The following is a 22,930-nucleotide window of genomic DNA, read 5'->3' on the forward strand; positions in this document are numbered from 1 at the left end:
GTGGCGTCGACCCGGTCGCCGAGCTGCGTTCCCGGCTCGCGCGGTGGCGTGAGCGGCCGGAGTCGGCGTGTTCGCCGGTCTTTTGGGCGGGGTTGACCTGTCTCGATGCTTCCGATGACGGGCAGGCCTGGTGATCGTGGTCGGTGGCGGGTGGCCCGGTCGCTGAGCTGCGCACCGGCTCGCGCGGTGGCGTGAGCAGCCGGAGCCAGTCCGCTCACCCGTCCTCCGAGCGGCGCTGACCTGACCAAACACCTCCGGCGACGGGCAAACCTGGGTTCGGTAGCACCACGGGCCGCCGAAGCTGTGCACATCGCACAGAGAGGCAGGAGCCCATGTTCAAGAAGATCCGCCAGAAGGTCGACGAGGCCACCCAGCAGGGCGCGGCCCGCGGTGCGCAAGCTTTCCAGCAGCACGCGGAGCAGTTCCGGCGGGCGGCCGCGGCCCAGGGGCACGACATCACTCCGCAGCTGCCGACGCCGCAGCTCGCCGCGCAGGCTTTCCGGTCGATGACCGCCGATCCCGCGATGGCCGCGTTCCTGGCGCTGCCCGCCGAAGAGCAGCTGCGCCAGCAGCAGGAACTGCAGGCCTACGGCACCGAGCTGCGGCGGCTGTACGACACCGGCGAGCCGGCCACCCTCGTCGTCCGCGCGCTGGAGCCCACCGACCGGACGGTCGCCGGGCAGGCCCGGTACACCGCGACGCTGGAGGTCACCCGCGCCGACGGCAGCACCTACCGGACCGTCGCTCCGCTGATCACGCCGCTGGCGACGATCCAGCAGTACGCGCCCGGCACCCGGCACGAGGCCCGCGTCGACCCGGCCGACCCGGCGAAGGTCGCCGTGTTCGGCCCGATCGACTAGGGGGACGCGGTGTTCGCCTTCGGACTGCCGGGGGACCCGCGGCCGGGCCGGCGCGGGCGGCGGCTGTGGCTGCTCGGGGTGCCCACGACGCTCGCCTGGGCGGCCGCGGGCTGGTCCGGCTCGCTCGGGCTGCTGGACGGCTTCCGGCTGATGTCGCTGAACCGCGTCGACGCGTGGGGGGCCGACGCGGGCCCGACGGCTTCGCTGGTGCTGTTCTTCAGCCTCGCGATCACGGTCGCGTCCTCGCTCGGCTTCGCGATGCTGTGGGCGGCGGGCCCGTCCCTGGACCGGCTGGCCACCGGCTTCCGGGCGGGCTCGCTCACCACGGCGCTCGGCGTGGCGCTGGGCAGCGGGCTGGCGATCCCGTCGTGGACGCCGCCGGAGTCGGTGGGGCGGCGGCTGCCGTTCCTCGACGGCGACGCCGAGCCGTGGTCCGATGTGGACTGGGTCGTCTACTACGAGCCCTACCTGGTGCCGGCGGTGGCCGCGCTGGTGGCACTGGTGCTGATCGCGGTGCAGCTGCGGACGTCCCTCACCGAGGCGGAGGCCGACGACCGGGCCGAAGCCCTGCGCCGCACCGGCCGGGAAGTGACCGGCCACGTCACGCACGTCGAGTTCACCAACGTCTGGGTGCTGGGGAACCCGCGGTTCGTCGTCCACGTCCGGTTCCCGGCGGAGACGGGCGAGTGCACGGTGGTGACGACGATGATCACGCCGTTCCTCCAGGCCCCGACCCGCGGTTCCCGGGTGCGGGTCCGGTACGACCCCCAAAACCCGGAAGCCGTGCTGGTGGAACCGGATCCGGCCGAATCACCCTTCTGAGGAGCTTTCGTGTCCCTTGCCGCCCTGCTGCGCGGCTTCCTCGGCGGTGGTGTCGCCGGGGGCGCGCTGAGTGCCTTCGTCACCGGCATCATCCTCGAAGACGTCCCGCTCATCCTGACCGGCGTGGGCCTGCCCGTCGCCTACGGTGTGCTGCTGTTCGTGGCCGGCGTGCCACGCCGTGCCCGTGAGGCGGCCGTCGTTCCCCGCGTCGCGCTCGCGAAGATCGAAAGCCGGCGCGCCGGGGGTACGGAAACGGGCGACGTGCCGGTCACCCTCGTGCTCACCGTCGCTCCCGACGGGCAGCCGTCGTTCCGCGTCGAGATCGTCCACCACGTCAACCTGGCCGACCTGCCCGACGTCCGGGCGGGGGACGTCCTCGTGGTCCAGTACCCGCCGGACCGGCCGTGGCTGGCGAAGGTCGTGCCGGTCCCGGGGGCGCAGTGGCGGCGCCGGGCGGCGGACGCGGTCGTCGAGTCCGCGCCCGAGTCCGCCGTGGTCGCGCCGCCGCCGGAGGGGTGCGCGGTCACCGTGGCCGCCTTGCTGGGCCTGCTGCTCGGCGCCGCGATCGTCGTGGGGCCCCACCGGGTGGAGCTGTTCAGCAGCCACGAGGAGGAGCCGGGTTCGTCGTCCACCACGGTGGTGACGTCGTCCTCCTCGTCGGTGTCCATGACGATCGTCGTGGACTCGCCGGACGGATTGCGCGGTGCCCTCGAGTCTTCGGGACTGCCGGCGGAGCTGATCCCCGACCTGGAGCGGCAGGCGGCGAAGGCCCTCGACGCCGGAGGGCAGCGGAGGTGGCAGTTCACGGTCGGCGACGTCACCGTCCAGGTCATCCTGCCGCGCTGAGGCTCAGCTGAGGGCGGGCCGCCGGCTCGTCGACGCCGTGCAGAGCGCCAGCCGCTCGCGGGCGAGCGTCAGCGTCGGGTAGACCGGCAGCAGGTGCTCGAGGCGCAGCGCCGCGATCGGCCGCACGACGGCGTGCTGGTCGCTGGCGATCACGCACGGGATGCCGGCGGCGTGCGCTTCGCCGGTGGTCAGCAGCAGGATCCGCAGGGCTTCGGCCGAGCAGAAGCCGACCCGGGTGAGGTCCACGAGCAGCGCTTTCGGGCGCTTGCGCAGCTCCGCGGTGAGGCGGGCGAACAGGCGCTCGGCGATGTGCTGGTCGAGGTCGCCGACGGCGGCCAGCACAGTGGCCTCGCCGGTCGCGGTGATCGTGACGGTCGTGGTGCGCCGGTGGAACCGGGCTACCGGGTCGTCAGTGCGCATGGTTGCTGCCACCTCCGGTGTGGACGGCGGCTCCACGGAGCCAGGCCGACGCGAAGTGCGTCACGGCTGCTGGGTTGAACCGCGGATACCTGTGCTCTTACCCAGAACTCGCGCGGCTGAAGCACCGCGTTCTCACCCGGCCGGGTACTGCTCCTTTTCGAGCGGCCGGGCCAGGTGGACGGCGTTGCGCACCAGCGTGGCGTTGGTCGACGCGACGGCTTCGGGAGTCTCGTCGAGGTCGTTGTAGTCGCCGCCTTGCATGGCTTCGCCGTTCCAGTAGGTGCCGCCCTGCGCCGGGATCGAGAACCCGGTGTCGTTGAGCGCCTGGAACAGGTCGGCGATGATCTTGTGCGCGCCGTCCTCGTTCCCGACCGCGGCGGCCACAGCGACCTTGCCGAACATCGCCGGGCGGCCGTCCTCGTCCGTTTCGGACAATTCGGCGTCGAGCCGTTCCAGCACGCGCTGCGCGACGCTGGACATGTGCCCGACCCACGTCGGCGTGGCTATGAGCAGGATGTCGGCCTCGTGGATCTTGGCGCGGATCGACGGCCACGCGTCGCCGTGGCCCATGTCGGCTTCCACCCCGGGCCGGACGTCGTAGTCGACGACGCGCACGGTCTCGCCGGTCACGCCCTGCCGCGCGAAGAGCTCGAGCAGCCGCGACGTGATCAGGTCGCGCATCGGTACCTCCGTGATCGGCGTGGGCGCCGGGGTTTCCCCGCTCGCCGGGCGGTAAACCGCGGTCGATCTTGCTCGGCAAGGCACCCACGGCGTCACCGGCGACGCCGGCTGATCAGAGGAAGCTTTCGCCGAGGAGACCGGAGCGGTCCGGGATGCCGGCGGCGACGCGCAGCCGCGCGAACTCGATCGCCAGTGCCTCCGGGGGGAAGTGGGCGTTGAGGCCGCTGGGGTTGGGCACGATCCACACGCGGGCGCCGCCGATCGTCGTGGGCTGCGGGCCGAGCTGGGCGGCCGGGGCGCCGAACGCTGCCCGGTAACCCGTCACGCCCAGCACCGCCAGCCACTCCGGTCCGATCTCGCGGATCCGCTCGGCCAGGTCGCGGCCGCCGTCGGCGAGTTCGGCGCGGGACAGCTGGGCGGCGCGGGCCGTCGGGCGGCGGACGATGCTGGTGATGCCCAGGCCCCAGCCGAGCAGGAGACGCTCTTCCTCCGCGCGCAGGCGGCGGGGCGTGAACCCCGATCGGTGCAGGGCGGGCCAGAACCGGTTGCCCGGGGTGTGGAAGCTGTGCCCGGCCGCCGCCGACGTGAGGCCGGGGTTGATGCCGGCGAACACCACCCGCAGTCCCTCGGCCAGCACGTCCGGCAACACCGCGTCCGCACCACTTCCCGGATCCCGCACGCCTTCGACTTTACCGCCGGGCGGACCCGCCGGTGAGCACGTCCCGGCGCCGGTCGTGCGCACCTCGGATCAGCCCGGCATGTCGTGCGTCGAGCAGTGGATCCCGCCGCCGCCGGCGGCGATGGCGTCGATCGGGACCAGGACCACCTCGCGGCCCGGGAAGTGCTCCGCCAGGATGCCGTGGGCGCGGTCGTCAGCCGCGGAGTCGCCGAACTTCGGGAGGAACACCGCGCCGTTGGCCACGTAGAAGTTCGCGTACGACGACACGAACGCGTCGCCGCGGCCGGTGATCCGGTCCGGGTCGGGCTGGGGGAGGTCCACGACCTCGAGGCGCCGCCCGGCGGCGTCGGTGGCCTCGGTGAGCACTCCGCGGGCCTGGTCGCCGGCGCGGGACCAGACGTCCGGCGGCCCGCCCGGGAAAGCCTTGTCCAGCACCACGACCCCCGGCGCGACGTAGCGGACGAGGCAGTCGACGTGCGCGTCGGTGATGTCCTCGCCGCGCACGCCCGCGAGCCAGATCACCGTGCTGACGCCGAGGGTGGTCTTGAGCTCGGCTTCGACCCGCTGCCGGTCCTTGCCGGGGTTGCGGTTGTCGTTGACCAGCGAGCTTTCCGTGACCAGCAACGTGCCGCCGCCGTCGGTCTCCAGCGCGCCGCCCTCCGCGACCAGCGGGGCCACGACGCGGGGGAGCCGGTACTCCGCCAGCACCGCGCGCGCGACGCCGGAGTCGTTCGGGTGCTGCTGCTTGCCGCCCCAGCCGTTGAAGCCGAAGTCGATGCCGGCCGGCTTTCCGCCCTCCTGGACGAAAACCGGTGCCGTGTCGCGGGCCCACAGGTCGTCGGTCGGGATGGGGACGACCTCGACGTCGGTGCCCACGGCGGCCTGCGCCTGGTTCCGGTCCGCGGGTTTCGCGAGCAGGACGACGTTCTCGAACCCGGCCACGGCACGGGCCAGCCGCGCGATGTCCGCCTGGACGTCGGGCAGGTCGGCGCCCCAGATCCCCGCCGACGACGGCCAGGACATGAGCGTGCGGGCGTGGTGCTCCCATTCGGCACCGAAGGTCCGCGCGGCCGGGGCAGGGCTCACGGCCGGCGAGCCTGGCGAGCCTGGCGAGCCCGGCGGGGTCCGCGTGGTGCACGCGGCGAGGGCGGTGGCGCCCAGCCCGGCCAAAGCCGTGAGAGCGCCGCGGCGGGACAGGAGTTCGGGTGGCATGACCCCAGCGTGACACTGACTGAAAATTCAGTCAAATCGAAACCGACGGATCGTCAGTGACCTCCGCGACAAGGGGGTCAGGAGCCGAGTTCGGCCGTGATCGCGCCGGACAGCAAGTCGCGTGCCCTGGCCAGGGGGAGCGTCCCGGACAGCCACCGCTCCGACAGGCCTTCGACCAGCGCGGTCAGCCGCTCGGCGACGTCGTCCGCCGGGGCGGCCGGAGCCGCGGCCGCGACGAGCTCGGCGATCTCGGCGACCCACGTCCCGGTGGCGCCGGTCAGCCGGTCGCGCAGCCCGGGTTCGAACACCGCGCTGGCGCGCAGCTCGCCCCACGCGAGGCTGTTCTCCCGGACCTCGTCGACGTCCTGCAGCTCCAGCAGCAGGCTCTGCTCCAGCAGGACCCGCGCGTCCCCGGTGTCCGGCAGCGCCCGGGTCGTGTACCGCTCGGCGCGGTCGTTGACGTGGTCGAGCGTGGCGCTCAGCAGCCCGGCGCGGTCCTTGAAGTGGTAGTAGATGAGGCCCGTCGACGCCCCGGCTTCGGCCGCGACCTCTTCGACCCGCAGGCCGCGGACCCCGCTCCGCGCGATCACGGCGACCGCCGCCCGCAGGATGAGGTCGCGTTTGCCCGCCACGCCGCCGCCTTCCGTTGACCGAAGCTTCAGCCGACACCGTAGCGGGGTCCTCCGGGCCGGGAGGACCCCGCCGCGGGGTCAGCCGGCCGCCGGGAGCGGGGACAGGGCCGGGATCCGGGTGGGCAGGGTCCGCCAGATCTCCGGGGTGTAGAAGTGCCCACCGGGGAGTTCGACGTGCCGGTAGCCGTTCCCGGCCAGCGCCCGCCACTGCTCGGCCGCGTCCGGGACGATCACGTCGTCGTCGGCGCCGGTCAGCACCTCCAGCGGGACGCTCGCCGTCGCGCCTTCGGGGGCCCGGAACGTGTCGCGGACCCGGATGTCGGCCCGCATGAGCTCCAGGGCCATCTCGCTCAGCTCCGGGTCGTCGAGCACGTAGCCGGGTAGCAGGCCGTTGGTGCGCATCCACGCCACCAGCTGCTCGTCGGTGTCCTGCTGGGCCGGGAACATGTCCCGCGGGGTGAGCCCGCGGCTCGGCGCGTTCGCCGACGACACGATCAGCGTCTCCGGCAGCGGGCCGCCCCGCAGCCGCAGGCGGTGCGCCACCTCGAACGCCATCCAGCCGCCCATGCTGTGCCCGAACAACAGGTACGGGCGCGGGCGCGCGGCCGCGGTCACGGCGTCGGTCGCGTCTTCGGCGAGCGCGTCCCAGTCCGGGGCGAAGTCGTCGAGGAAACGGCCGTCGCGCCCCGGGTAGCAGATCGTCACCAGTTCGACGTCCGGCGGCAGCACGTCGGCCCACGGCAGGTACGGGCCGGAGCCGCCGCCGCAGAACCCGAGGCACACCAGCGTCTTCGCCGCGCCCGGGTTGGGTTTGGCGCGCACCACGGTGTTGCGGAGGTTGTCCATCGCCGTGCTCCTTTCAGCTCGTGGCGAGCGCCGAGACGTGCTTGGCGAGGTCGGCCAGCCGGGGGTGCCGGTAGACGTCCTTTGTGGACACAGGAACGCCGAAGTTCTTCTTCAGCCGGGCGACCACGCGCAGCGCGACCAGCGAGTGCCCGCCGAGGGCGAAGAAGTCGTCGTCGGCGCCGACGCCGTCGCGGCCCAGCACCTCCGCCCAGACGTCCGCGATCAGCTCCTCGACCGGTCCGCTCGGGGCCGGGCCGCCGTCGGCCTCCGGCTCGGGCAGCGCGGCGGTGTCGAGCTTGCCGTTCGGCGTGCGCGGGAGCGTCTCGAGCCGGACGAACGCGGCCGGGACCATGTGTTCCGGCAGCTTTTCGGCCGCCGTCGCACGCGGGTCTCCGCCGCCGACGTGGTAGGCGATCAGCCGGTCGTCGCGCAGCACGACCGCCGCGGCGGTGACGCCGGGGGCCTCGCACAGCACCGCCTCGATCTCGCCGAGCTCGATCCGGTAGCCGCGCAGCTTCACCTGGCGGTCGAGCCGGCCGGTGAACTCCAAGGTGCCGCCGCCGGTCCAGCGGACCTCGTCGCCGGTCCGGTACAACCGCGTGCCCGGCAGGCCGAAGGGGTCGGGCAGGAACCGTTCGGCGGTCAGGCCCGCCCGGCCGAGGTACCCGGCCGAGAGTCGCGGCCCGGACAGGTACAGCTCACCCGAGGGCGCCGGCCGCAGGGCGGCGTCGAGGACGTGGGCCCGGATCCCGGCCAGCGGCACGCCGATGTGCGGGGCCGGGCCGGTGACCCACGTCGCCGTGGCGTCCACAGTGGACTCGGTCGGGCCGTAGAGGTTCAGCGCCTCCAGCCGGCTCGCGGCCAGTTCCCGCCACATCGGCTCCGGGATCGGCTCCCCGCCGACGAACAGCCGCAGCGGGCGGTCGAGCAGGTGCTCCCGCAACGCCGTCCAGTGCGACGGCGTCAGGTCGAGATCGGTGACACCGCAGTCGTCCAGCCACGCGGCGAGCGCGGCCGGGTCGGTGCGGTGGGCGTCGTCGAGGACCACGACGGTGTCGCCGCGGCAGACGCGTGCCCACTGCTGCACGGAGGCGTCGAAGGACACGCTGGCGTTCCAGGCGACGACCCGGGGCCCGGCCGCGTACATGCCCGCCTGCTCGAGCGCGGCGACGAGCGCGGCCACCGCGCCGTGGTGCGCCGGGACGCCCTTGGGGCGCCCGGTCGAGCCGGACGTGTAGATCACGTAGGCGGGATCGAAGTCCGACACGGCGGTGTCGGCCGCGGCCGGTCCCTCCGCACCGGGTGCGACGACGACCGCGTCCGCCGGGAGCCAGCCCGGCGTCGTCGCCGAGACCAGGGCCCGGATCGCCGCGTCACCGGCCATGAAGGCCAGCCGGTCGGCCGGGTACGCCGGGTCGAGGGGGACGTAGGCGGCGCCGGTCCGCCAGACGGCGAGCAGGGCCACCACGAGGTCGGTGCCCCGGCCGAGAGCGACCCCGACGCGGTCGCCGCGCCCGACGCCGTGAGCGCGCAGGGCGCCGGCCAGCGCGGCGCTTCGGCGGTCGAGTTCGGCGAAGGTCAGCGCGGAATCGGTGTCCCGCACGGCGATCCGCTCGGGCGCGCGGCGGACCGCGTCGCGGAAGCGGGGGAGCAGGCCGGCCATCAGCGGGCCCCGGCCGGCGGGACGGTCGGCGCGCAGTCGGCGACGTCGACGGGCTCGCCCATCGCGACGACGATCTTGCGGTCGCCGCGGAACGGGTCGCGCCCGTGGGTGTTCAGGATGTTGTCGACGAGCAGCAGGTCGCCCGGCTGCCACTGCTTGCGCACGGTCGCGGCGTCGTAGGCGGCGTCCAGTGCGGCCATCTCCTCGCGGGTCAGCGGGCTGCCGTCGCCGATGGCGGTGTTGAACGGGAGGTCGTCGCGGCCGAACTCGTCGATCAGCGTCTCGCGCAGTTCCTCGTCGAGCGACCACTCGTTCCAGAAGGCCAGGTGGTTGAACCAGACCTCCTCGCCGGTGACCGGGTGGCTGATGACGCCGGGCCGCACCTGGCTGGTCCGCAGGTGCCCGTCGGCCTGCCAGCGGGCCGCGATGAGGTTCTCGGCGCAGTAGCGCTCGACGTCCTCGCGGGTGGTCGCGGCGAACGCGGTCCGCCAGTCGGTCGAGATGTGCTCGGAGTAGCTGCGGTCGAGCAGCCAGCCGTGCGCGCGGACCTTCGCCACGAGCTCCGCCGGCAGCGCGCGCAGCACCTTGCGGACGTCGGCGACCGGCGTCGCCCCGCCCTCGGTCGGCGCGATCAGGCAGGAGAACATCAGCAGGCCGGGGAAGGTGAGCGTGTAGCTGTTCTCGTTGTGCATCCGGATCCGCTGGGCGGCCGGCAGGTCGGTCGAGGAGAAGACGCCGTTGCCGAAGTCGCTGCGCGGGGTCGCCTTCTCGCGGTACGGCGTGCGGGCCGGCATCAGCGTGTCGCGGACGCGCCCGAAGTCCTCGACGCTCGCGATCGGCAGGCCGCGCAGGTGTACCGCGCCGTGGCGGTGCAACGCCGCCCGCAGCGACGGCGCCGCTTCGGCGAGCCACGCCACGGCGGCGTCGAGATCGGTCAGCTCGCGCACTTCGGCGCTCGCCGGCTCGCCGGGCTCGACCACCCAGTCGAGCGGCAGGAACTCTTTGACGCCCAGTGAACCCATCGTTTGTCCTTTCGCCGCACCCGCCGCGGGCGTCCACAGTGGAGCCACCCGGGTTCGCTCGTGAGCCGACGCTAGGCCGCGTCCCGGCCGCGCGGCGGCAGCCGGTGCGGCAGTGCGGCGGCAGTTTCGGTGCCCGCCGGGTTGCCGCCGCCCTCCTGCCGCCGCAACTGCCGGTCGGGCTCCGGTGCCCCGCTTAGGTTCGGGAACGTGACTTCGGAACTTCGCCCGGTCGCGGTGGTCAGCAGCACGGCCTCCGACGCGCACACCTGGAACCTCGTCTACCTGCAGCTGCTGCTCGAAGAGCTCGGCTTCGCGGTGACGAACCTCGGCGCGTGCGTGCCGGACGAGCTGGTGGTGCGCGAGTGCCGACGGCTGGACCCGGACGTGGTGGTGCTCAGCACGGTCAACGGCCACGGGCACACCGACGGCCTCCGCCTGGCCCCGCGCCTGCGGGCCGCGCTGGCCGGCGCGGCCCTGGTCATCGGCGGCAAGCTCGGCGTCGACGGCACCCGGGGCGTGGCGGCGGAAGCCGAGCTGCGCGCGGCGGGCTTCGACCGCGTCTTCGGCGACGGCGACATCGCCGCCTTCCGGCGCTACCTGGCCGCGCTGCCGGTGCGGGTGGCGTCGTGAGCGTGCCGTTCGGGGCGTTCGTCGCCCGGGAGCACGCGGCCGGCCGGCTGGTCGTCCAGCCGCGGATGGGTTTCCCGGCGCCGGAGGTCATGCGGGACGGCCTGCGCCGCACCCACGACGCGGCGGCCACCACGGTCGGCACGCTGACCCTCGACAGCTACACCCGCGTCGGGGACCTCGTGACGGCGGCCCGTGCGCTCGCCGACGGTGCGCCGCTCAACGGCTTCCCGCTCGTCACGCACGGCCCGGAGGTGACCCGCGAGGTGCTGGCCGGCGTGCTCGGCCCGGACTTCCCGGTCCAGGTGCGGCACGGTTCGGCCGCTCCGCGCGACATCGTCGCCACGCTCGTCGCCGCCGGCCTGGACGCGACCGAGGGCGGGCCGGTCTCGTACTGCCTGCCCTACAGCCGCACCCCGCTGCGGACGGCGGTGCGGCACTGGGCCGACGCCTGCGCCCGGCTGGCGGCGGCGAGCGGCACGGCCCACCTGGAGACGTTCGGCGGCTGCATGCTCGGCCAGCTCTGCCCGCCGGGCCTGCTGGTCGCGATCAGCGTCCTCGAAGCGATCTTCTTCGCCCAGCACGGACTCCGCAGCGTCTCGCTCAGCTACGCGCAGCAGACCGACCCGGCGCAGGACGAGGAAGCCGTCCGGGCGCTGCGCCTGCTGGCCGCCCGGTACCTGCCCGGCGTCGAGTGGCACGTCGTGGTCTACGCCTACATGGGCGTCTACCCGCGGACGCCGGCCGGCGCGGCCCGGCTGCTGACGTCCGCCGCGCGGCTCGCGGTGCGGTCCGGCGCGGCCCGGCTGATCGTCAAGACGGCCGCGGAAGCCCACCGGATCCCGACCGTCGCGGAGAACGTCGACGCGCTCGAGCTCGCCGCGCGCGTCGCCGCCGGGACGCCGGCCGGGGCCGGCACCGAGGACACCGGCATCCACGCCGAGGCCACCGCGCTCGTCGAAGCCGTGCTGGGCTTGGACGACGACCTGGCCGGCGCGCTGCCGACCGCGTTCGCCCGCGGCCTGCTCGACGTCCCGTACTGCCTGCACCCGGACAACGCCGGCCGGGCCCGCAGCTACCTCGACGCCGGCGGCCGCCTGCAGTGGGCGGACACCGGCGGGCTGCCGATCGGCCCGCCGTCGCGCGCCGCCCGGCCGCACCGGACCGGCTCGGCCGGGTTGCTGGCCGCGCTGTCGCACGTGGAACGGAAGTTCGACACGCCCCCGCCCGGCCGGGCCGGGGCCGGACCCGACAGGAGCGCCATGACCGACACCCCCGACGGGCAGCTGCCACCGCCGCTGCCCGTGCACCTCGCCTCGCCCGTCACCCAGGCCGCGCTGCGCGTCCAGCACCAGGTGCTGAACGCCGTGCGGGAGTTCCTCGGCGGCGAGGGGTTCACCGAGCTGCTGCCGCCGGTGATCGGCCCGGTCACCGACCCCGGTGTCCGCGGCTCGAAGCAGCTCGACGTCGACTACTACGGTCACCGCTACAAGCTGATGACCAGCGGGATCCTGTACAAGCAGGCGTCGCTGCTGGGCTTCGGCAAGATCTTCTACATCGCGCCGAACGTCCGCGCGGAACCGGTCGAGACGTGCTCGACGCGGCGGCACCTCGCCGAGTTCCACCAGATCGACGTCGAGGTCGCGGGCGCGAGCCGGGCGCAGGCCCAGGACGTCGCCGAACGGCTGCTCACGCACGTCGTGAAGCACGTGCTCGCGACGGTCCCCGGCGAGCTGACCGGGCTGGGCCGCGACCTCGCGGAGCTGACCGGCGTGCTGTCCGGGGCGTTCGGCCGCACCACGCACGCCGCCGCCGTCGCCCGGCTGCACGAGCTGGGCCACCCGCAGAGCCCGGACGCGGAGCTCGACTGGGCCGGCGAGGAACTGCTGTCCCGGGCCACCGACCGGCCGTTCTTCGTCGACGACTACCCCAAGGGCTCGCGCGGCTTCTACGACCGCGAAGCCACCACCGAGCCCGGCGTCCTGCGCAACTTCGACCTCCTCGCGCCCGGCGGCTTCGGCGAACTGGCCAGCGGCAGCGAACGCGAGTCCGACTACGCGCGGATCGTCACGCGGATGCGCGAGACCGGCGAGAACCCGGCCAAGTACGGCTGGTACCTCGACATGGTCCGCGAGGGCATCCCCGCGAGCGCGGGCTTCGGGCTGGGCCTGGAGCGGCTCGTCCGGTTCCTCACCGGCCTCGACGCGGTGTGGCGGGTCAACGCCTACCCGAAGGTCCCCGGGCTGGTGGCGCCGTGAAGGCCCCCGGCTTCCCCGAGGCGGCGGTCCGGGACCGGGCCGCGCGGGGCGCCGCCGCGGTGTTCCCGGCCGAATCCGCCTACGGCAGCGAGGTGTTCGGTGCGGCCGGACCGGAGGGCGACGAGCTGGACCGCGCGCGGCTGGTGCCACCGGTGTTCGTGCCACTGCGGCTGGAAAAGCTGATCGAGCTGGGCCGCGAACCGCTGTTCTCCGACGTCGAGCTGGCGACCGGGATCGGCGGGTTCGCCTCGCCGCTGCCGGTGTACCTCTCGGCGTTCGGCTCGACGCAGCTCGGCGGCGGTGACCTCGCGATGGCGGCGTCGCGCCAAGCCGGGCGGCTGGGCATCCCGATGGTGCTCGGCGAGAACGTCGTGCCGGTCAACGGGTACGCGAACGCCCTGCTCACGCGCGTGCGGGCGTACGCCGGAGAGGTGCCCGACGGGCTCGGCGGGGTCGTGGTGCAGCAGAGCACCGAGGACGCCGACGCCGAGGTCTGGAACCTCGTCTACAGCGACCCCGCGGCGTCGGCGCTGCTCGACGGCGGCCGGCTCGGGTTCGAGCTGAAGGTGGGGCAGGGCGCCAAGCCCGGGCTCGGCGGGATGACCCTGCTGGACGCGGCCGCCGCGGCGCGGGTCGACGGGCAGTACGCGCTCACCGGATTCGGCCCGCGGAAGTTGCGTTCGAGCAGTCCCGGGACGTTCACCGCCGAGATCCTGCGGCAGCAGGTCCGCTTGATGCGCAACAACTTCCCGCGCGCCCGCGTCTGGGTGAAGCTGCCGCCGGGCCGGGACGTCGCCGAAGCCGCCCGGGTCGCGTGGGCGGCCGGCGCGGACGCGGTCACCGTCGACGGCGCCGAAGGTGGCACGGGCTGGGCGCCCACGGCGTTCCTCGGCCACGTCGGGCTCCCGCTGGCCGAGTGCCTGCGCCGGATCGGGTCTCCCACGGGCTGCCTGCTGGCGGGCGGGCGGATGTGGGAGGGCACCCGGGTGGTGAAGGCGCTGGCCCACGGCGTCCGCGCGGCGGCGCTGGGCCGGGCGGCACTGGTCGCCGTCGACGAAGACCGCGCCGAGGGGCTGGTGCGGCTGGTCGAGGCGCTGGCGCTGGAGGCGCGGCTGCTGATCAGCGCGCTGGGCAAGTACCGCCCGGACGCGCTGGCCGCCGACGACGTCTGGCCTGCCGCTCCTGCCGCCGCGGAACTGCCGCTCGACCTGCCGGTCGCGGCGGTTCCCACCGCTTAGTTTTTCCCTCAGTGGCGCGGTCCCCGCGCCCAGCAGGTTCCGTGTCCGTCCTTTGTGGTCAGTTCGGGGTGAGCCCAGCATGTCGGTGCAGGACGAGAAACCGGCCGTGACGATCGATTCCACCCGCCCGGCCTTGCGGTGCGGGGCCCGGACGCGCACCTACGGCGAGCTCGAGGAGCTGGTCACGGCGACGGCCGAGCGCCTGACGGCGGCGGGCGCCCGGCCGGGTGACGTGGTCGCGGTGCGCAGCGAGGACCGGTTCGACCAGGTCACCGGGCTGCTCGCGGTCTGGCGGGCGGGCGGGGTGCACCTGCCCCTGGACCCGGCGGCGCCGGCCGGACGCACCGAGCGCTTGCTGGCGGGAGCCGGCGCAAGGCTGCTCCTGGACGGCGGGGCAGTGCGGCCCGGCGGCTGTGAGTCCGCGGTACCGGTCGGCGGCGTGGTGGGGGTCGTGCGGCCTGGCGGCAGTGAGTCCGCGGCACCGGTCGGCGGCGTGGTCCGGCCCGGTGGCAGCCGTCCCGAGCCCGCGGGCGGCGAGGCCCTCGCCTACCTCATCCACACCTCGGGCACCACGGGCGAGCCGAAGGCCGTCGCCGTCGGGCACCGCGCACTGGCCGCGCACGTCGAAGCCATCTCCGCTCGCTTCGACCTCCGCGCCGACGACGTCGTCCTCCACTTCGCGCGGTCCACTGTGGACGTCGCCGTCGAGCAGATCACCACCACCCTCGCCGCCGGTGCCTGCCTGGTCGTCCCCGAAGCGAAACTCCGGTCCGCCGAGGAGTTCTGGCAGCTGCTCGAAGCCGAACGCGTCACCGTCGCGAACGTCGCCGCCGGGTACTTCCACGACCTCGTCGCGTCGGTGCGGGCCGGCCGGGCCGTGCCGCCCACGCTGCGGACCATGGTCTCCGGCAGCGACCGGCTGTCCCCGGCCGCGGCCGCCACCTGGCTCGACCGGACCGGCGTCCGCCTGCTCAACGCCTACGGCCCGACCGAAACCGTCATCACCGCCACCGTGCACGAGGTCCGGCCCGGTCACCCGGTCACCGTCGGCAGCCCGGTCGGCGACCGCGTCGCGCACCTGCTCGACGAGCGCCTCCAGCCCGTCGACGAAGGCGAGCTCTACCTCGGCGGCTCCCTCCTCGCCGCCGGCTACCTCGGCGACGGCGGGCGCACCGCCGTCCGGTTCGTCGCCGACCCGTTCTCGGCCGAACCCGGCGCCCGGATGTACCGCACCGGCGACCGCGCCCGCCGCACCGCCGGTGGCGAGCTGGAGTTCCTCGGCCGCGTCGACGACCAGGTCAAGATCCGCGGCTTCCGCGTCGAGCCCGGCGAGGTGGAGAACGCGCTGGCCGCGCACCCCGCCGTCACCGCCTGCGCGGTCGTGCCGCACGAAGCCGCGAGCGGCACCCAGCTCGCCGCGTACGTCGTCGCCGAGCACCCGCTCGAATACCCGGAATTACGCGAGTTCCTCGCCCAGTCGTTGCCGGAGCACCTGATCCCGGCGAGCGTGACGCCCCTGCCGCAGCTGCCGCTCACCGCCGCCGGCAAGGTCGACCGCGCCGCGCTGCCGGAGCCGGCCCGTGCCGAAGCCGGCTACCGCGCCCCGCGCACCCCGGCCGAGCAGCTGCTCGCCGCGATCTGGGCGGACGTCCTCGGCGTCGGGCGCGTCGGCCTCGACGACAACTTCTTCCACCTCGGCGGCGACTCGCTGACCGCCGTGCGGGTGGCCGGTCGCGTGCTCGAAGTGTTCGGGCCCGTGTCGCCGTACCGGATCTTCGACGCGCCGACCCTGGAGCGCTTCGCCGCCGAGATGCACGACGGCGACGAGCGCCCCGGCCCGGTCCGCGCCCCGGCGTCCGACGCGCCGCTGTCCCGGTTCCAGCGCGGGTTGTGGCTGCTGGACGCCTGGCAGCCGGGCACGCCGACCTACAACGTGCCGTGGGTGTTCGACTTCGACGGCCCCCTCGACGCCGGCGTCCTGCGCGCGGCGCTGCAGCGGGTCGTGGATCGCCACGAGGCGCTGCGCACGACGTTCGAGGTCGCCGGGAGCCTGCCGCGCCAGGTGATCCACCCGCGCCTCGACGTCCCCTTCGAGATCACCGAGGCGGCCGACCCGGCCGGGCTGATCGCGGCCGACGCGCGGACGCCGTTCGACCTTGCGACCGGGCCGCTGCTGCGCGCCCGGCTGGTCCGGACGTCGGCGACGACCGCGACCCTGGCTCTCGTCTTCCACCACATCGTCTGGGACGAAGGCTCGCTCGCCGTGCTCGACCGCGAGCTGCGCGAGTGCTACACCGCGCTGCTCGAGGGCCGCGAGCCGCGGCTGCCGGACCTGGCCGTCCAGTACGGCGACTACGCGAACTGGTTGCGGGACAACGGGATCACCGAGGAACAGCTCGGCTTCTGGGCCGAGCACCTGCGCGGCCTGCCGGACCGCCCGGCCCTTCCGCCCGACCACCCGCGGCCCGCCGAACCGGCGCACCGCTGCGGCTACCACCGCTTCGCGTTCGACGCCGGCCTCGCCACCGCGGTCCGGGAGTTCGCACGGGAGGCCGACGCGACCCCGTTCATGGTGCTGCTGGCCGGCCTCGTGCTCGCGGTGCACCGGACCGGCGGCGCGGCCGACCTCGTCGTCGGCACCCCGGTCAGCGTCCGCGAACGGCCGGAGCTCGACGCCCTCATCGGCTACTTCATCACGCTCCTCCCGCTGCGGTTCCGCGTCGAGGCCGAGGCGACCCGGCGGGACGTGCTCGACCACGTCCGCGGCGTCGCCCTCGACGGCTACCGCCACCAGGACGTGCCGCTGGAGGAGATCACCGGCCGGGTGCTGGGGGAGCGCTCCGGCGACCGGAACCCGTTGTTCCAGCTGGTCTTCGAGATGCACACCGCCGACCCGGACCCGCTGCCCTACGGCGAAGCGAAGCTCTCGCGGCGGCTGCACGTCAACGAGCTGTCCCGGTTCGACCTGTCGTGGTCGGTCGAGGACGACGGCACCGGCTTCGGCGGCCGGATCGAATACGACACCGACCTGTTCGACGCCGCGACCCTGACCGCGCTCGGCGAAGCCTGGCTGACGGCGGTGACCGAGCTGGTCACCGAGCCGGACGAGTTCGTGCGGCCCGAGGAGACTGAGACCGCCGTCCTCCCCGTGCACGAGCTGTTCGAGCGGCAGGCCGCGCTGAGCCCGGATGCCGTCGCCCTCATCTCCGGCGACGACGAACTGAGCTACGCGGAGCTGAACGCGCGTGCCAACCGCGTCGCCCGGCGCCTGCGCGCCCACGGCGTGACCGAAGGCGCGGTCGCCGCCGTGCTGATCGAGCGGGACACCGACCTGGTCGTGGCCCTGCTCGGCGTCCTCAAGGCGGGCGCGGGCTACACACTGCTGGACCCGGAGCTGCCGGAAGCCCGCCGTGCGGACGCGATCGCGGCGTCGGGAGCCCGGTTGGTCGTGGACCGCGCGTTCGTCGCGGCCGCCGACGGTCCCGAGGACGACCTCGGCATCGCCGTCAGCGTCGACGCGGTGGCGTGCGTGATGTTCACGTCCGGCTCCACCGGCCGGCCGAAGGGCGTGGCGGCCTCGCACCGCGCCCTCGCCGGGACCTACCTGGACCAGGACTACGCGCTCTTCGCGCCCGGCGAGGTGTGGCTGCAGTGCTCGCCGGTGTCCTGGGACGCCTTCGGCCTGGAGGTCTACGGCCCGCTGCTGTTCGGCGGCACCTGCGTGCTGCACCCCGGCCAGCGGCCGGACCCGGAGACGATGACCGCGCTCGTCGCCCGGCACGGCGTCACGCAGCTGCAGCTGTCGGCCACGCTGTTCAACTTCCTCGTCGACGAGTTCCCGGCGATCTTCGCCGGCCTGCGGGTGGTGTTCACCGGCGGCGAGCGCGCCTCGGTCGCGCACGTGGCCCGGCTGCGCGAGCGGTACCCGCACGTGCGGATCGTCAACGGCTACGGCCCGGTCGAGAGCATGGGCTTCACCACCTGCCACGTCGTCGGCGCCGCGGACGTGACCGCGGCCGCGATCCCGATCGGCGTCCCGGTCACGCACAAGGACGTCCGGGTGCTCGACGAGCACTTCCGGCCGTCGGCCCAAGGTGAGCTCTACGCGACCGGGGCCGGGCTGGCCCTCGGGTACGTCGGGCAGCCGGGCCTGACCGCCGACCGGTTCCTGCCCGACCCGCTCGGCCCGCCGGGCTCGCGGATGTACCGCACCGGCGACGTCGGCGGCCGCACCACCGGCGGCCTGCTCACCATCACCGGGCGAGCCGACGACCAGGTGAAGATCCGCGGCTTCCGGGTCGAGCCCGGCGAGGTCACCGCGGCGCTGGCGCGCCACCCCGGCGTCAAGGACTGCGCGGTCGTCGCGCACGGCGGCGGGCTCGCGGCGTACATCGTGGCGCGGGACACCGCGCCCGGCTACCAGGACGTCTGCGACCACCTCGCCACGCTGGTGCCGGACTACATGATCCCGGCGAGCGTCACCGTGCTCGGCGCGCTTCCCTCGACCCCGAACGGAAAGCTCGACCGGGCCGCGCTGCCCGACCCGGACGGCGTCGTCGAGGCGGTGCCGGCGGAGCCCGCCGTCACCGAGGCCGAACGGCTGGTCTCGGCGGTGTGGGCCGAGGTCCTCGGGGTCGACGCGGTGGGTGTCGACGACAGCTTCTTCCGGCTCGGCGGCAACTCCCTCGCCGCGGTCCGCGTGGCGCTGCGGCTGTCCACCGAGACCGGCACCCGGGTCGCGCCGCGGCTGGTGTTCGCCTCCCGGACCGTCCGCGCGCTGGCCCGCCGGCTGGAGGTGCGGGCATGACCGGCCGCACCGCCCCGGTGTCCGGGCTCCAGCGCGGGCTGTGGTTCCTCGACCGCTGGAACCCCGGCTCCGCCGCCTACACCGTGCCGTGGGTGTTCACCTTCGACGCACCCGTCGACCCGGCCGTCCTGGAAAGCGCGCTCGGCGGGATCGTCCGGCGGCACGAGGTCCTGCGCACGACGTTCTCGGCCGGTCCGGACGGTCCACAGCAGACGGTCCACGACGACGTCCGGATCCCGGTGCACCGCGGCGAACCCGACCTGACCGCCGGGTTCGACCTCGAAACCGGTCCCTTGCTGCGGGCGACCCTGGCGGACCCGGTGACGCTGGTCCTCGTCGTGCACCACATCGTCTGGGACGGCTGGTCGTCCGGGGTGTTCGAGCGGGAGCTGGCGGAGCTCTACACCGCGGCCGTCGAAGGCCGGGCTCCCGTGCTGCCCGAGCTGACCACCCAGTACGCCGACTACGCCGCCGAACCCGAGCCGTACGACGAACCGCTGGCGTACTGGCGCGAGCAGCTGGCCGGCGCGCCCGAGCGCCTCGCGGTGCCGGCCGACCGGGAGGCGCCCGCCCGGCAGGACTTCGGCGGCGACACCCGCGAGTTCGCGCTCCCGGACGGGCTGGCCGCCCGGATCGGCGAGCTCGCCGCCGAGCTGGACGCGACTCCGTTCGTCGTTCAGCTGGCCGCGTTCGCCGCGCTCCTCAACCGCTACACCGGCGCGGCCGACCTGGTCGTCGGCACCCCGGTGACGACCCGCGACCGGCCGGAGCTGGCCGACCTGATCGGCTACTTCGTCAACATCCTGCCGCTGCGGCTGCGCGTCGACCGCGCCGCGGGCTTCCGCGACCTCGTGGAGCACGTGCGCGACACCGCGTTCGACGCCTACGCCTGCCTGGACGTGCCGTTCGACGTCGTGGTCGACGCGCTGGCCCTCGAGCGCTCGGCCCGGCACGCGCCGCTGGTGCAGGTCGTGTTCGGGGCGCACGCGGAGGAGTCCGAGCCGCTGCGGTTCGGGCCGGTCACCGCGACCCGGCGGGTGCACCACAACGGCACGAGCAAGTTCGACCTCACCTGGTCGACGTTCGACGACGGCGAGCTGCGCGGTGAGGTCGAATACCGCACCAGCCTGTTCGACGCGGCGACGATCGACCGGATGACCTTGCACTGGCGCACCCTGCTGGCCGCCGTGCTGTCCGAACCGGACAGTCCACTGTGGAAGGTCGAGCTGGCGCCTTCGCCGCCCGCTGCCGTCACCGCCGGCGAGTCCCGGTGCCTGCACGAGTCCTTCGAGGACACCGTGGACCGGTTCCCGGACCGGCCCGCGGTGACCTGCGACGGCGTGAGCGTGACCTACGCCGAGCTGGACCGGCGGGCCAACCGGCTCGCGCACGCCCTGATCGCGGCCGGCGTCCGCCCCGGCGACCGGGTCGGCCTGCTGCTGGAGCGCACCGACGCGATCGTCACGGCGATCCTGGCCGTGCTGAAGGCGGGCGCGGCCTACGTGCCGGTCGACCCGGCCGCGCCGGACGACCGCGCGGCGTTCGTCTTCGGCGACACCGGTGTGCGGCTGGTCGTCACCGACCAGGACACCGAGGGGCCGGTGTTCGACGTCGGGCAGGACGTTTCGGCCTACCCCGCGGACCGGCCGCGGGTGCCGGTCCGCCCCGGCGACCTGGCCTACGTGATCTTCACCTCCGGCTCGACGGGCCGGCCCAAGGGCGTCGCCGTGGCCCACGAGCACGCCGGGCGGCTGATGGCGTCCGGGCGCGCGCACTTCGCGTTCACCGAGACCGACGTCTGGACGCTGTTCCACAGCTACGCCTTCGACTGGACGGTCTGGGAGCTGTGGGGGCCGTTGCACCACGGTGGCCGCCTGGTCGTCGTGCCCTACCTGACCAGCCGGTCCCCGGAGGCGTTCGCCGAGCTGCTCGCGGCTGAGGGCGTCACCCAGCTGTGCCAGACGCCGTCGGCGTTGCGGCAGCTCGAAGCCACCCTCCGCACCGGGCCCGCGTTGCCCGCCCTGCGGCAGGTCATGCTCGGCGGCGAGGCGCTGGACCCGGCGGTGGTGCGCCGCTGGTTCGCGCTCGGGCTGTCCGCACCGCTGTGCAACCTCTACGGCATCACCGAGACCACCGTGCACGTCACCACCCACGACGTCACCGGACCGGACGGGTTCGCGCGCAGCCTGATCGGCGCGCCGCTGCCGCACCTGAGCGCCCACGTGCTCGACGAGTGGCTGCGGCCGTGCCCGGTCGGCGTGCCGGGCGAGCTGTACATCGGCGGCGGCGCGCTCGCCCACGGCTACTGGGGGCGGGCCGGGCTCACCGCGCAGCGGTTCCTGCCCGACCCGTTCTCGCCTTCGCCGGGCGCGCGGCTCTACCGCACCGGGGACGTCGCCCGTCGGCTTTCCGGCGGTGGTCTCGAGTACGTCGGCCGGTGCGACAGCCAGGTCAAGGTCCGCGGCTTCCGCATCGAGCTCGGCGAGATCGAGCACGCGCTGGGGACGCACCCTTCGGTCGGCGCCTGCGCGGTCACCGTGCACGACGACCGGCTGGCCGCCTACGTCACCGTGCCGCTGGACTACGCCGAGGTGCGGTCGTTCCTGGCGAAGTCGCTGCCGGAGCACATGATCCCGGCGACGGTGACCGTGCTCGACCGGCTGCCCGTCACGGTCAACGGCAAGCTCGACCGGGCGGCGCTGCCGGCGCCGTCCGCGCCCCGGCCGAAGCGGGAGTACGCCGCGCCGAGCACACCGGGGGAGCGGCTGCTCGCCGAGCTGTACGCCGACGTCCTCGGCGTGGACGGCGCCGGGGCGCACGACAACTTCTTCCACCTCGGCGGCGACTCCATCCGCGCGGTGCACCTGGCGGGCAAGCTGCGGGACCGCGGCTGGACGCTCACGCTGCCCGACCTTTTCGCCGCGCCCACCCCGGCGGCCCTCGCGCCGCTGCTGAAGCCGTGTGCCGCGGTGGCTCCGGCCGCGCGGCCGTTCGCCGGACTGTCCGAAAAGGACCTGGCGAAGCTGCCCGCGGACGTCGTCGACGCCTACCCGATGGCGGCGATGCAGCTCGGGATGATCTACCACATGGAGCTGTCGGGGGACGCCGGCGGCTACCACAACGTCAACAGCTACCGCGTCGCCGGCCGACTCGACGAGGACGCCCTGCGGGGGGCGGTCGCCGACGTCATCACGCGGCACCCGGTGCTGCGGACGACGTTCGACGTGATCGGCTACCGCGAGCCGATGCAGCTGGTGCACGCTTCGGCGCCTGCGCCGGTCTCCACTGCGGACCTTCGCGGCCTTTCTCCTGCCGCGCAGAGATCCGCGGTGGGGGAGGTGTTCGACGCGTTCTGCGCGATGCGCTTCGACCTGCGTTCCGCACCGCTGTTCCGGGTGTCCGCCCAGCGGCTGGCCGACGACCTCTTCCAGCTGACCATCGCCGAGCACCACTCCATTTTGGACGGCTGGAGCTTCACCTCGCTGCTCACGGAAATCCTGGAGCGGCACGCTTCGCCGGACTCGCCGCCGGCGCCACCGCCCGCGTCGACGTTCCGCGACTTCGTCGCCGCCGAACAGGCCGCCGCGGCTTCCGCGGAGAGCGAGCAGTTCTGGCGCTCTCGCCTGGCGGGCGCGGACGGTGCTCTCTGGTCGGCCGACTCCGGGTCCGCGGCGGCGACGGCGGAGATCCCGCGCACGGTCGAGCGGGTCCTGCCGGACGCCCCGGCCCAGCTCGCGGCGCTCGCGTCGGCGGCCGGCGTCCCGATCAAGGCGGCCGCGCTGGCCGCGCACGTCCGGGCGCTGTCGCGGATCACCGGCCGCGACCGGGTCACGACGGGCCTGTCGGTGAACGGCCGGCTGGAGGAACGCAGCGGCACCGAGGCGTACGGGCTGTTCCTGAACACGGTCCCGCTGGTCGTGGACGCTTTGCAGGCCGACCTCGTGCGCGCGGTGCACGAAGCCGAGGTCGAGCTGCTGCCGCACCGCCGGGTCCCGTTCGCCCGGCTGGCCCGGCTCATGGACTCGCCACGGCTCGAAGCGTGTTTCGCGTTCCTGCGGTTCCACGCACTCGGCCGGCTGGCGGGCTCGGCGACGAGCATCGTCGACGACCGGATCGGCTGCGAACCGGACATGCGGTACGAGCCGACCAACTTCGCGCTGGGAGTGGCACTGGTGCAGGACCCGGCTTCGGACCGGATCCTGCTGGCCGTGGACCACCTGCGGTCCTTGGTGCCGGACTCCCTCGCGGACGCGTACGTGACCGCGTACGCCGAAGAACTCGCCGCGCTGGTCGCGGAAAACCGTCAGCTGATCTGAG

Annotated in this window: 16 protein-coding genes; 8 read left to right on the forward strand and 8 right to left on the reverse strand. The window is 74.3% G+C overall.

Going from position 1 to position 22,930, the window contains the following annotated elements; translation table 11 throughout:
- Positions 1–332 precede the first annotated feature (332 nt).
- The 3 genes from MUY14_RS10335 to MUY14_RS10345 are packed head-to-tail and all read left to right on the forward strand — an operon-like array spanning position 333 to position 2,528.
- A complete protein-coding gene (locus MUY14_RS10335; protein WP_247022733.1) occupies positions 333–860 on the forward strand; it encodes a hypothetical protein in 528 nt (175 codons plus the stop codon).
- Between the two features lie 9 nt (positions 861–869).
- Entirely contained in the window at positions 870–1,682 is an 813-nt protein-coding gene (locus MUY14_RS10340; protein ID WP_247022734.1) for a DUF3592 domain-containing protein, read from the forward strand.
- 9 nt (positions 1,683–1,691) lie between these two features.
- Positions 1,692–2,528, forward strand: coding sequence for a hypothetical protein (locus tag MUY14_RS10345; RefSeq protein WP_247022735.1), 837 nt, complete (start codon positions 1,692–1,694; stop codon positions 2,526–2,528).
- Positions 2,529–2,531: 3 nt separating this feature from the next.
- Here MUY14_RS10345 and MUY14_RS10350 read toward each other — a convergent pair whose 3' ends face one another.
- The 8 genes from MUY14_RS10350 to MUY14_RS10385 all read right to left on the reverse strand — a co-directional run bounded on the left by MUY14_RS10350 (position 2,532) and on the right by MUY14_RS10385 (position 9,683).
- On the reverse strand, positions 2,532–2,948 hold the full coding sequence (locus MUY14_RS10350; protein WP_247022736.1) for an STAS domain-containing protein: 417 nt from the start codon (positions 2,946–2,948) through the stop codon (positions 2,532–2,534).
- Between the two features lie 132 nt (positions 2,949–3,080).
- On the reverse strand, positions 3,081–3,629 hold the full coding sequence (locus MUY14_RS10355; protein WP_247022737.1) for a flavodoxin family protein: 549 nt from the start codon (positions 3,627–3,629) through the stop codon (positions 3,081–3,083).
- Between the two features lie 112 nt (positions 3,630–3,741).
- Positions 3,742–4,308 carry a G/U mismatch-specific DNA glycosylase gene (gene mug / locus MUY14_RS10360; RefSeq protein WP_247022738.1) on the reverse strand — a complete coding sequence of 189 codons (567 nt, stop codon included), beginning with the start codon at positions 4,306–4,308 and terminating at the stop codon, positions 3,742–3,744.
- Between the two features lie 69 nt (positions 4,309–4,377).
- Positions 4,378–5,520: an agmatine deiminase family protein gene (locus MUY14_RS10365; protein ID WP_247022739.1), complete on the reverse strand. Its 1,143-nt coding sequence runs from the start codon at positions 5,518–5,520 to the stop codon at positions 4,378–4,380.
- A 77-nt stretch (positions 5,521–5,597) separates the two neighbouring features.
- Positions 5,598–6,152, reverse strand: a complete 555-nt coding sequence (locus MUY14_RS10370; RefSeq protein WP_247022740.1) for a TetR/AcrR family transcriptional regulator — start codon at positions 6,150–6,152, stop codon at positions 5,598–5,600.
- Positions 6,153–6,230: 78 nt separating this feature from the next.
- Entirely contained in the window at positions 6,231–6,998 is a 768-nt protein-coding gene (locus MUY14_RS10375; RefSeq protein WP_247022741.1) for a thioesterase II family protein, read from the reverse strand.
- Between the two features lie 13 nt (positions 6,999–7,011).
- Positions 7,012–8,661 carry a non-ribosomal peptide synthetase gene (locus MUY14_RS10380; RefSeq protein ID WP_247022742.1) on the reverse strand — a complete coding sequence of 550 codons (1,650 nt, stop codon included), beginning with the start codon at positions 8,659–8,661 and terminating at the stop codon, positions 7,012–7,014.
- Positions 8,661–9,683 carry a TauD/TfdA family dioxygenase gene (locus tag MUY14_RS10385; RefSeq protein WP_247022743.1) on the reverse strand — a complete coding sequence of 341 codons (1,023 nt, stop codon included), beginning with the start codon at positions 9,681–9,683 and terminating at the stop codon, positions 8,661–8,663. The genes MUY14_RS10380 and MUY14_RS10385 overlap by 1 nt, the downstream gene beginning before the upstream one ends.
- A 207-nt stretch (positions 9,684–9,890) precedes the next feature.
- Here MUY14_RS10385 and MUY14_RS10390 point away from each other — a divergent pair, with 207 nt between their 5' ends.
- The 5 genes from MUY14_RS10390 (at position 9,891) to MUY14_RS10415 (ending at position 22,929) form a co-directional block, all read left to right on the forward strand.
- Positions 9,891–10,313: a cobalamin B12-binding domain-containing protein gene (locus MUY14_RS10390; RefSeq protein WP_247022744.1), complete on the forward strand. Its 423-nt coding sequence runs from the start codon at positions 9,891–9,893 to the stop codon at positions 10,311–10,313.
- Positions 10,310–12,568 carry an amino acid--tRNA ligase-related protein gene (locus tag MUY14_RS47260; RefSeq protein ID WP_396126780.1) on the forward strand — a complete coding sequence of 753 codons (2,259 nt, stop codon included), beginning with the start codon at positions 10,310–10,312 and terminating at the stop codon, positions 12,566–12,568. The genes MUY14_RS10390 and MUY14_RS47260 overlap by 4 nt, the downstream gene beginning before the upstream one ends.
- Positions 12,565–13,806: a glutamate synthase-related protein gene (locus tag MUY14_RS10405; RefSeq protein WP_247022745.1), complete on the forward strand. Its 1,242-nt coding sequence runs from the start codon at positions 12,565–12,567 to the stop codon at positions 13,804–13,806. Before MUY14_RS47260 ends, MUY14_RS10405 begins: the two co-directional genes overlap by 4 nt.
- A 106-nt stretch (positions 13,807–13,912) precedes the next feature.
- Entirely contained in the window at positions 13,913–18,613 is a 4,701-nt protein-coding gene (locus tag MUY14_RS10410) for a non-ribosomal peptide synthetase (protein ID WP_247022746.1), read from the forward strand.
- Positions 18,610–22,929 (forward strand): amino acid adenylation domain-containing protein, encoded by a 4,320-nt coding sequence (locus MUY14_RS10415; protein ID WP_247022747.1) that lies wholly within the window; start codon positions 18,610–18,612, stop codon positions 22,927–22,929. The genes MUY14_RS10410 and MUY14_RS10415 overlap by 4 nt, the downstream gene beginning before the upstream one ends.
- Position 22,930: the final 1 nt, after the last annotated feature.

Source organism: Amycolatopsis sp. FBCC-B4732 (genome assembly GCF_023008405.1).
Classification (GTDB): Bacteria; Actinomycetota; Actinomycetes; order Mycobacteriales; family Pseudonocardiaceae; genus Amycolatopsis; species Amycolatopsis pretoriensis_A.

Bases quoted from the DNA above. Each gene is read 5' to 3' on its own strand.
- MUY14_RS10335 (WP_247022733.1), top strand. From the start codon at position 333: ATGTTCAAGAAGATCCGCCAGAAGGTCGACGAGGCCACCCAGCAGGGC.
- MUY14_RS10350 (WP_247022736.1), bottom strand. From the start codon at position 2,948: ATGCGCACTGACGACCCGGTAGCCCGGTTCCACCGGCGCACCACGACC.
- MUY14_RS10355 (WP_247022737.1), bottom strand. From the start codon at position 3,629: ATGCGCGACCTGATCACGTCGCGGCTGCTCGAGCTCTTCGCGCGGCAG.
- MUY14_RS10365 (WP_247022739.1), bottom strand. From the start codon at position 5,520: ATGCCACCCGAACTCCTGTCCCGCCGCGGCGCTCTCACGGCTTTGGCC.
- MUY14_RS10375 (WP_247022741.1), bottom strand. From the start codon at position 6,998: ATGGACAACCTCCGCAACACCGTGGTGCGCGCCAAACCCAACCCGGGC.
- MUY14_RS10380 (WP_247022742.1), bottom strand. From the start codon at position 8,661: ATGGCCGGCCTGCTCCCCCGCTTCCGCGACGCGGTCCGCCGCGCGCCC.
- MUY14_RS10385 (WP_247022743.1), bottom strand. From the start codon at position 9,683: ATGGGTTCACTGGGCGTCAAAGAGTTCCTGCCGCTCGACTGGGTGGTC.
- MUY14_RS10415 (WP_247022747.1), top strand. From the start codon at position 18,610: ATGACCGGCCGCACCGCCCCGGTGTCCGGGCTCCAGCGCGGGCTGTGG.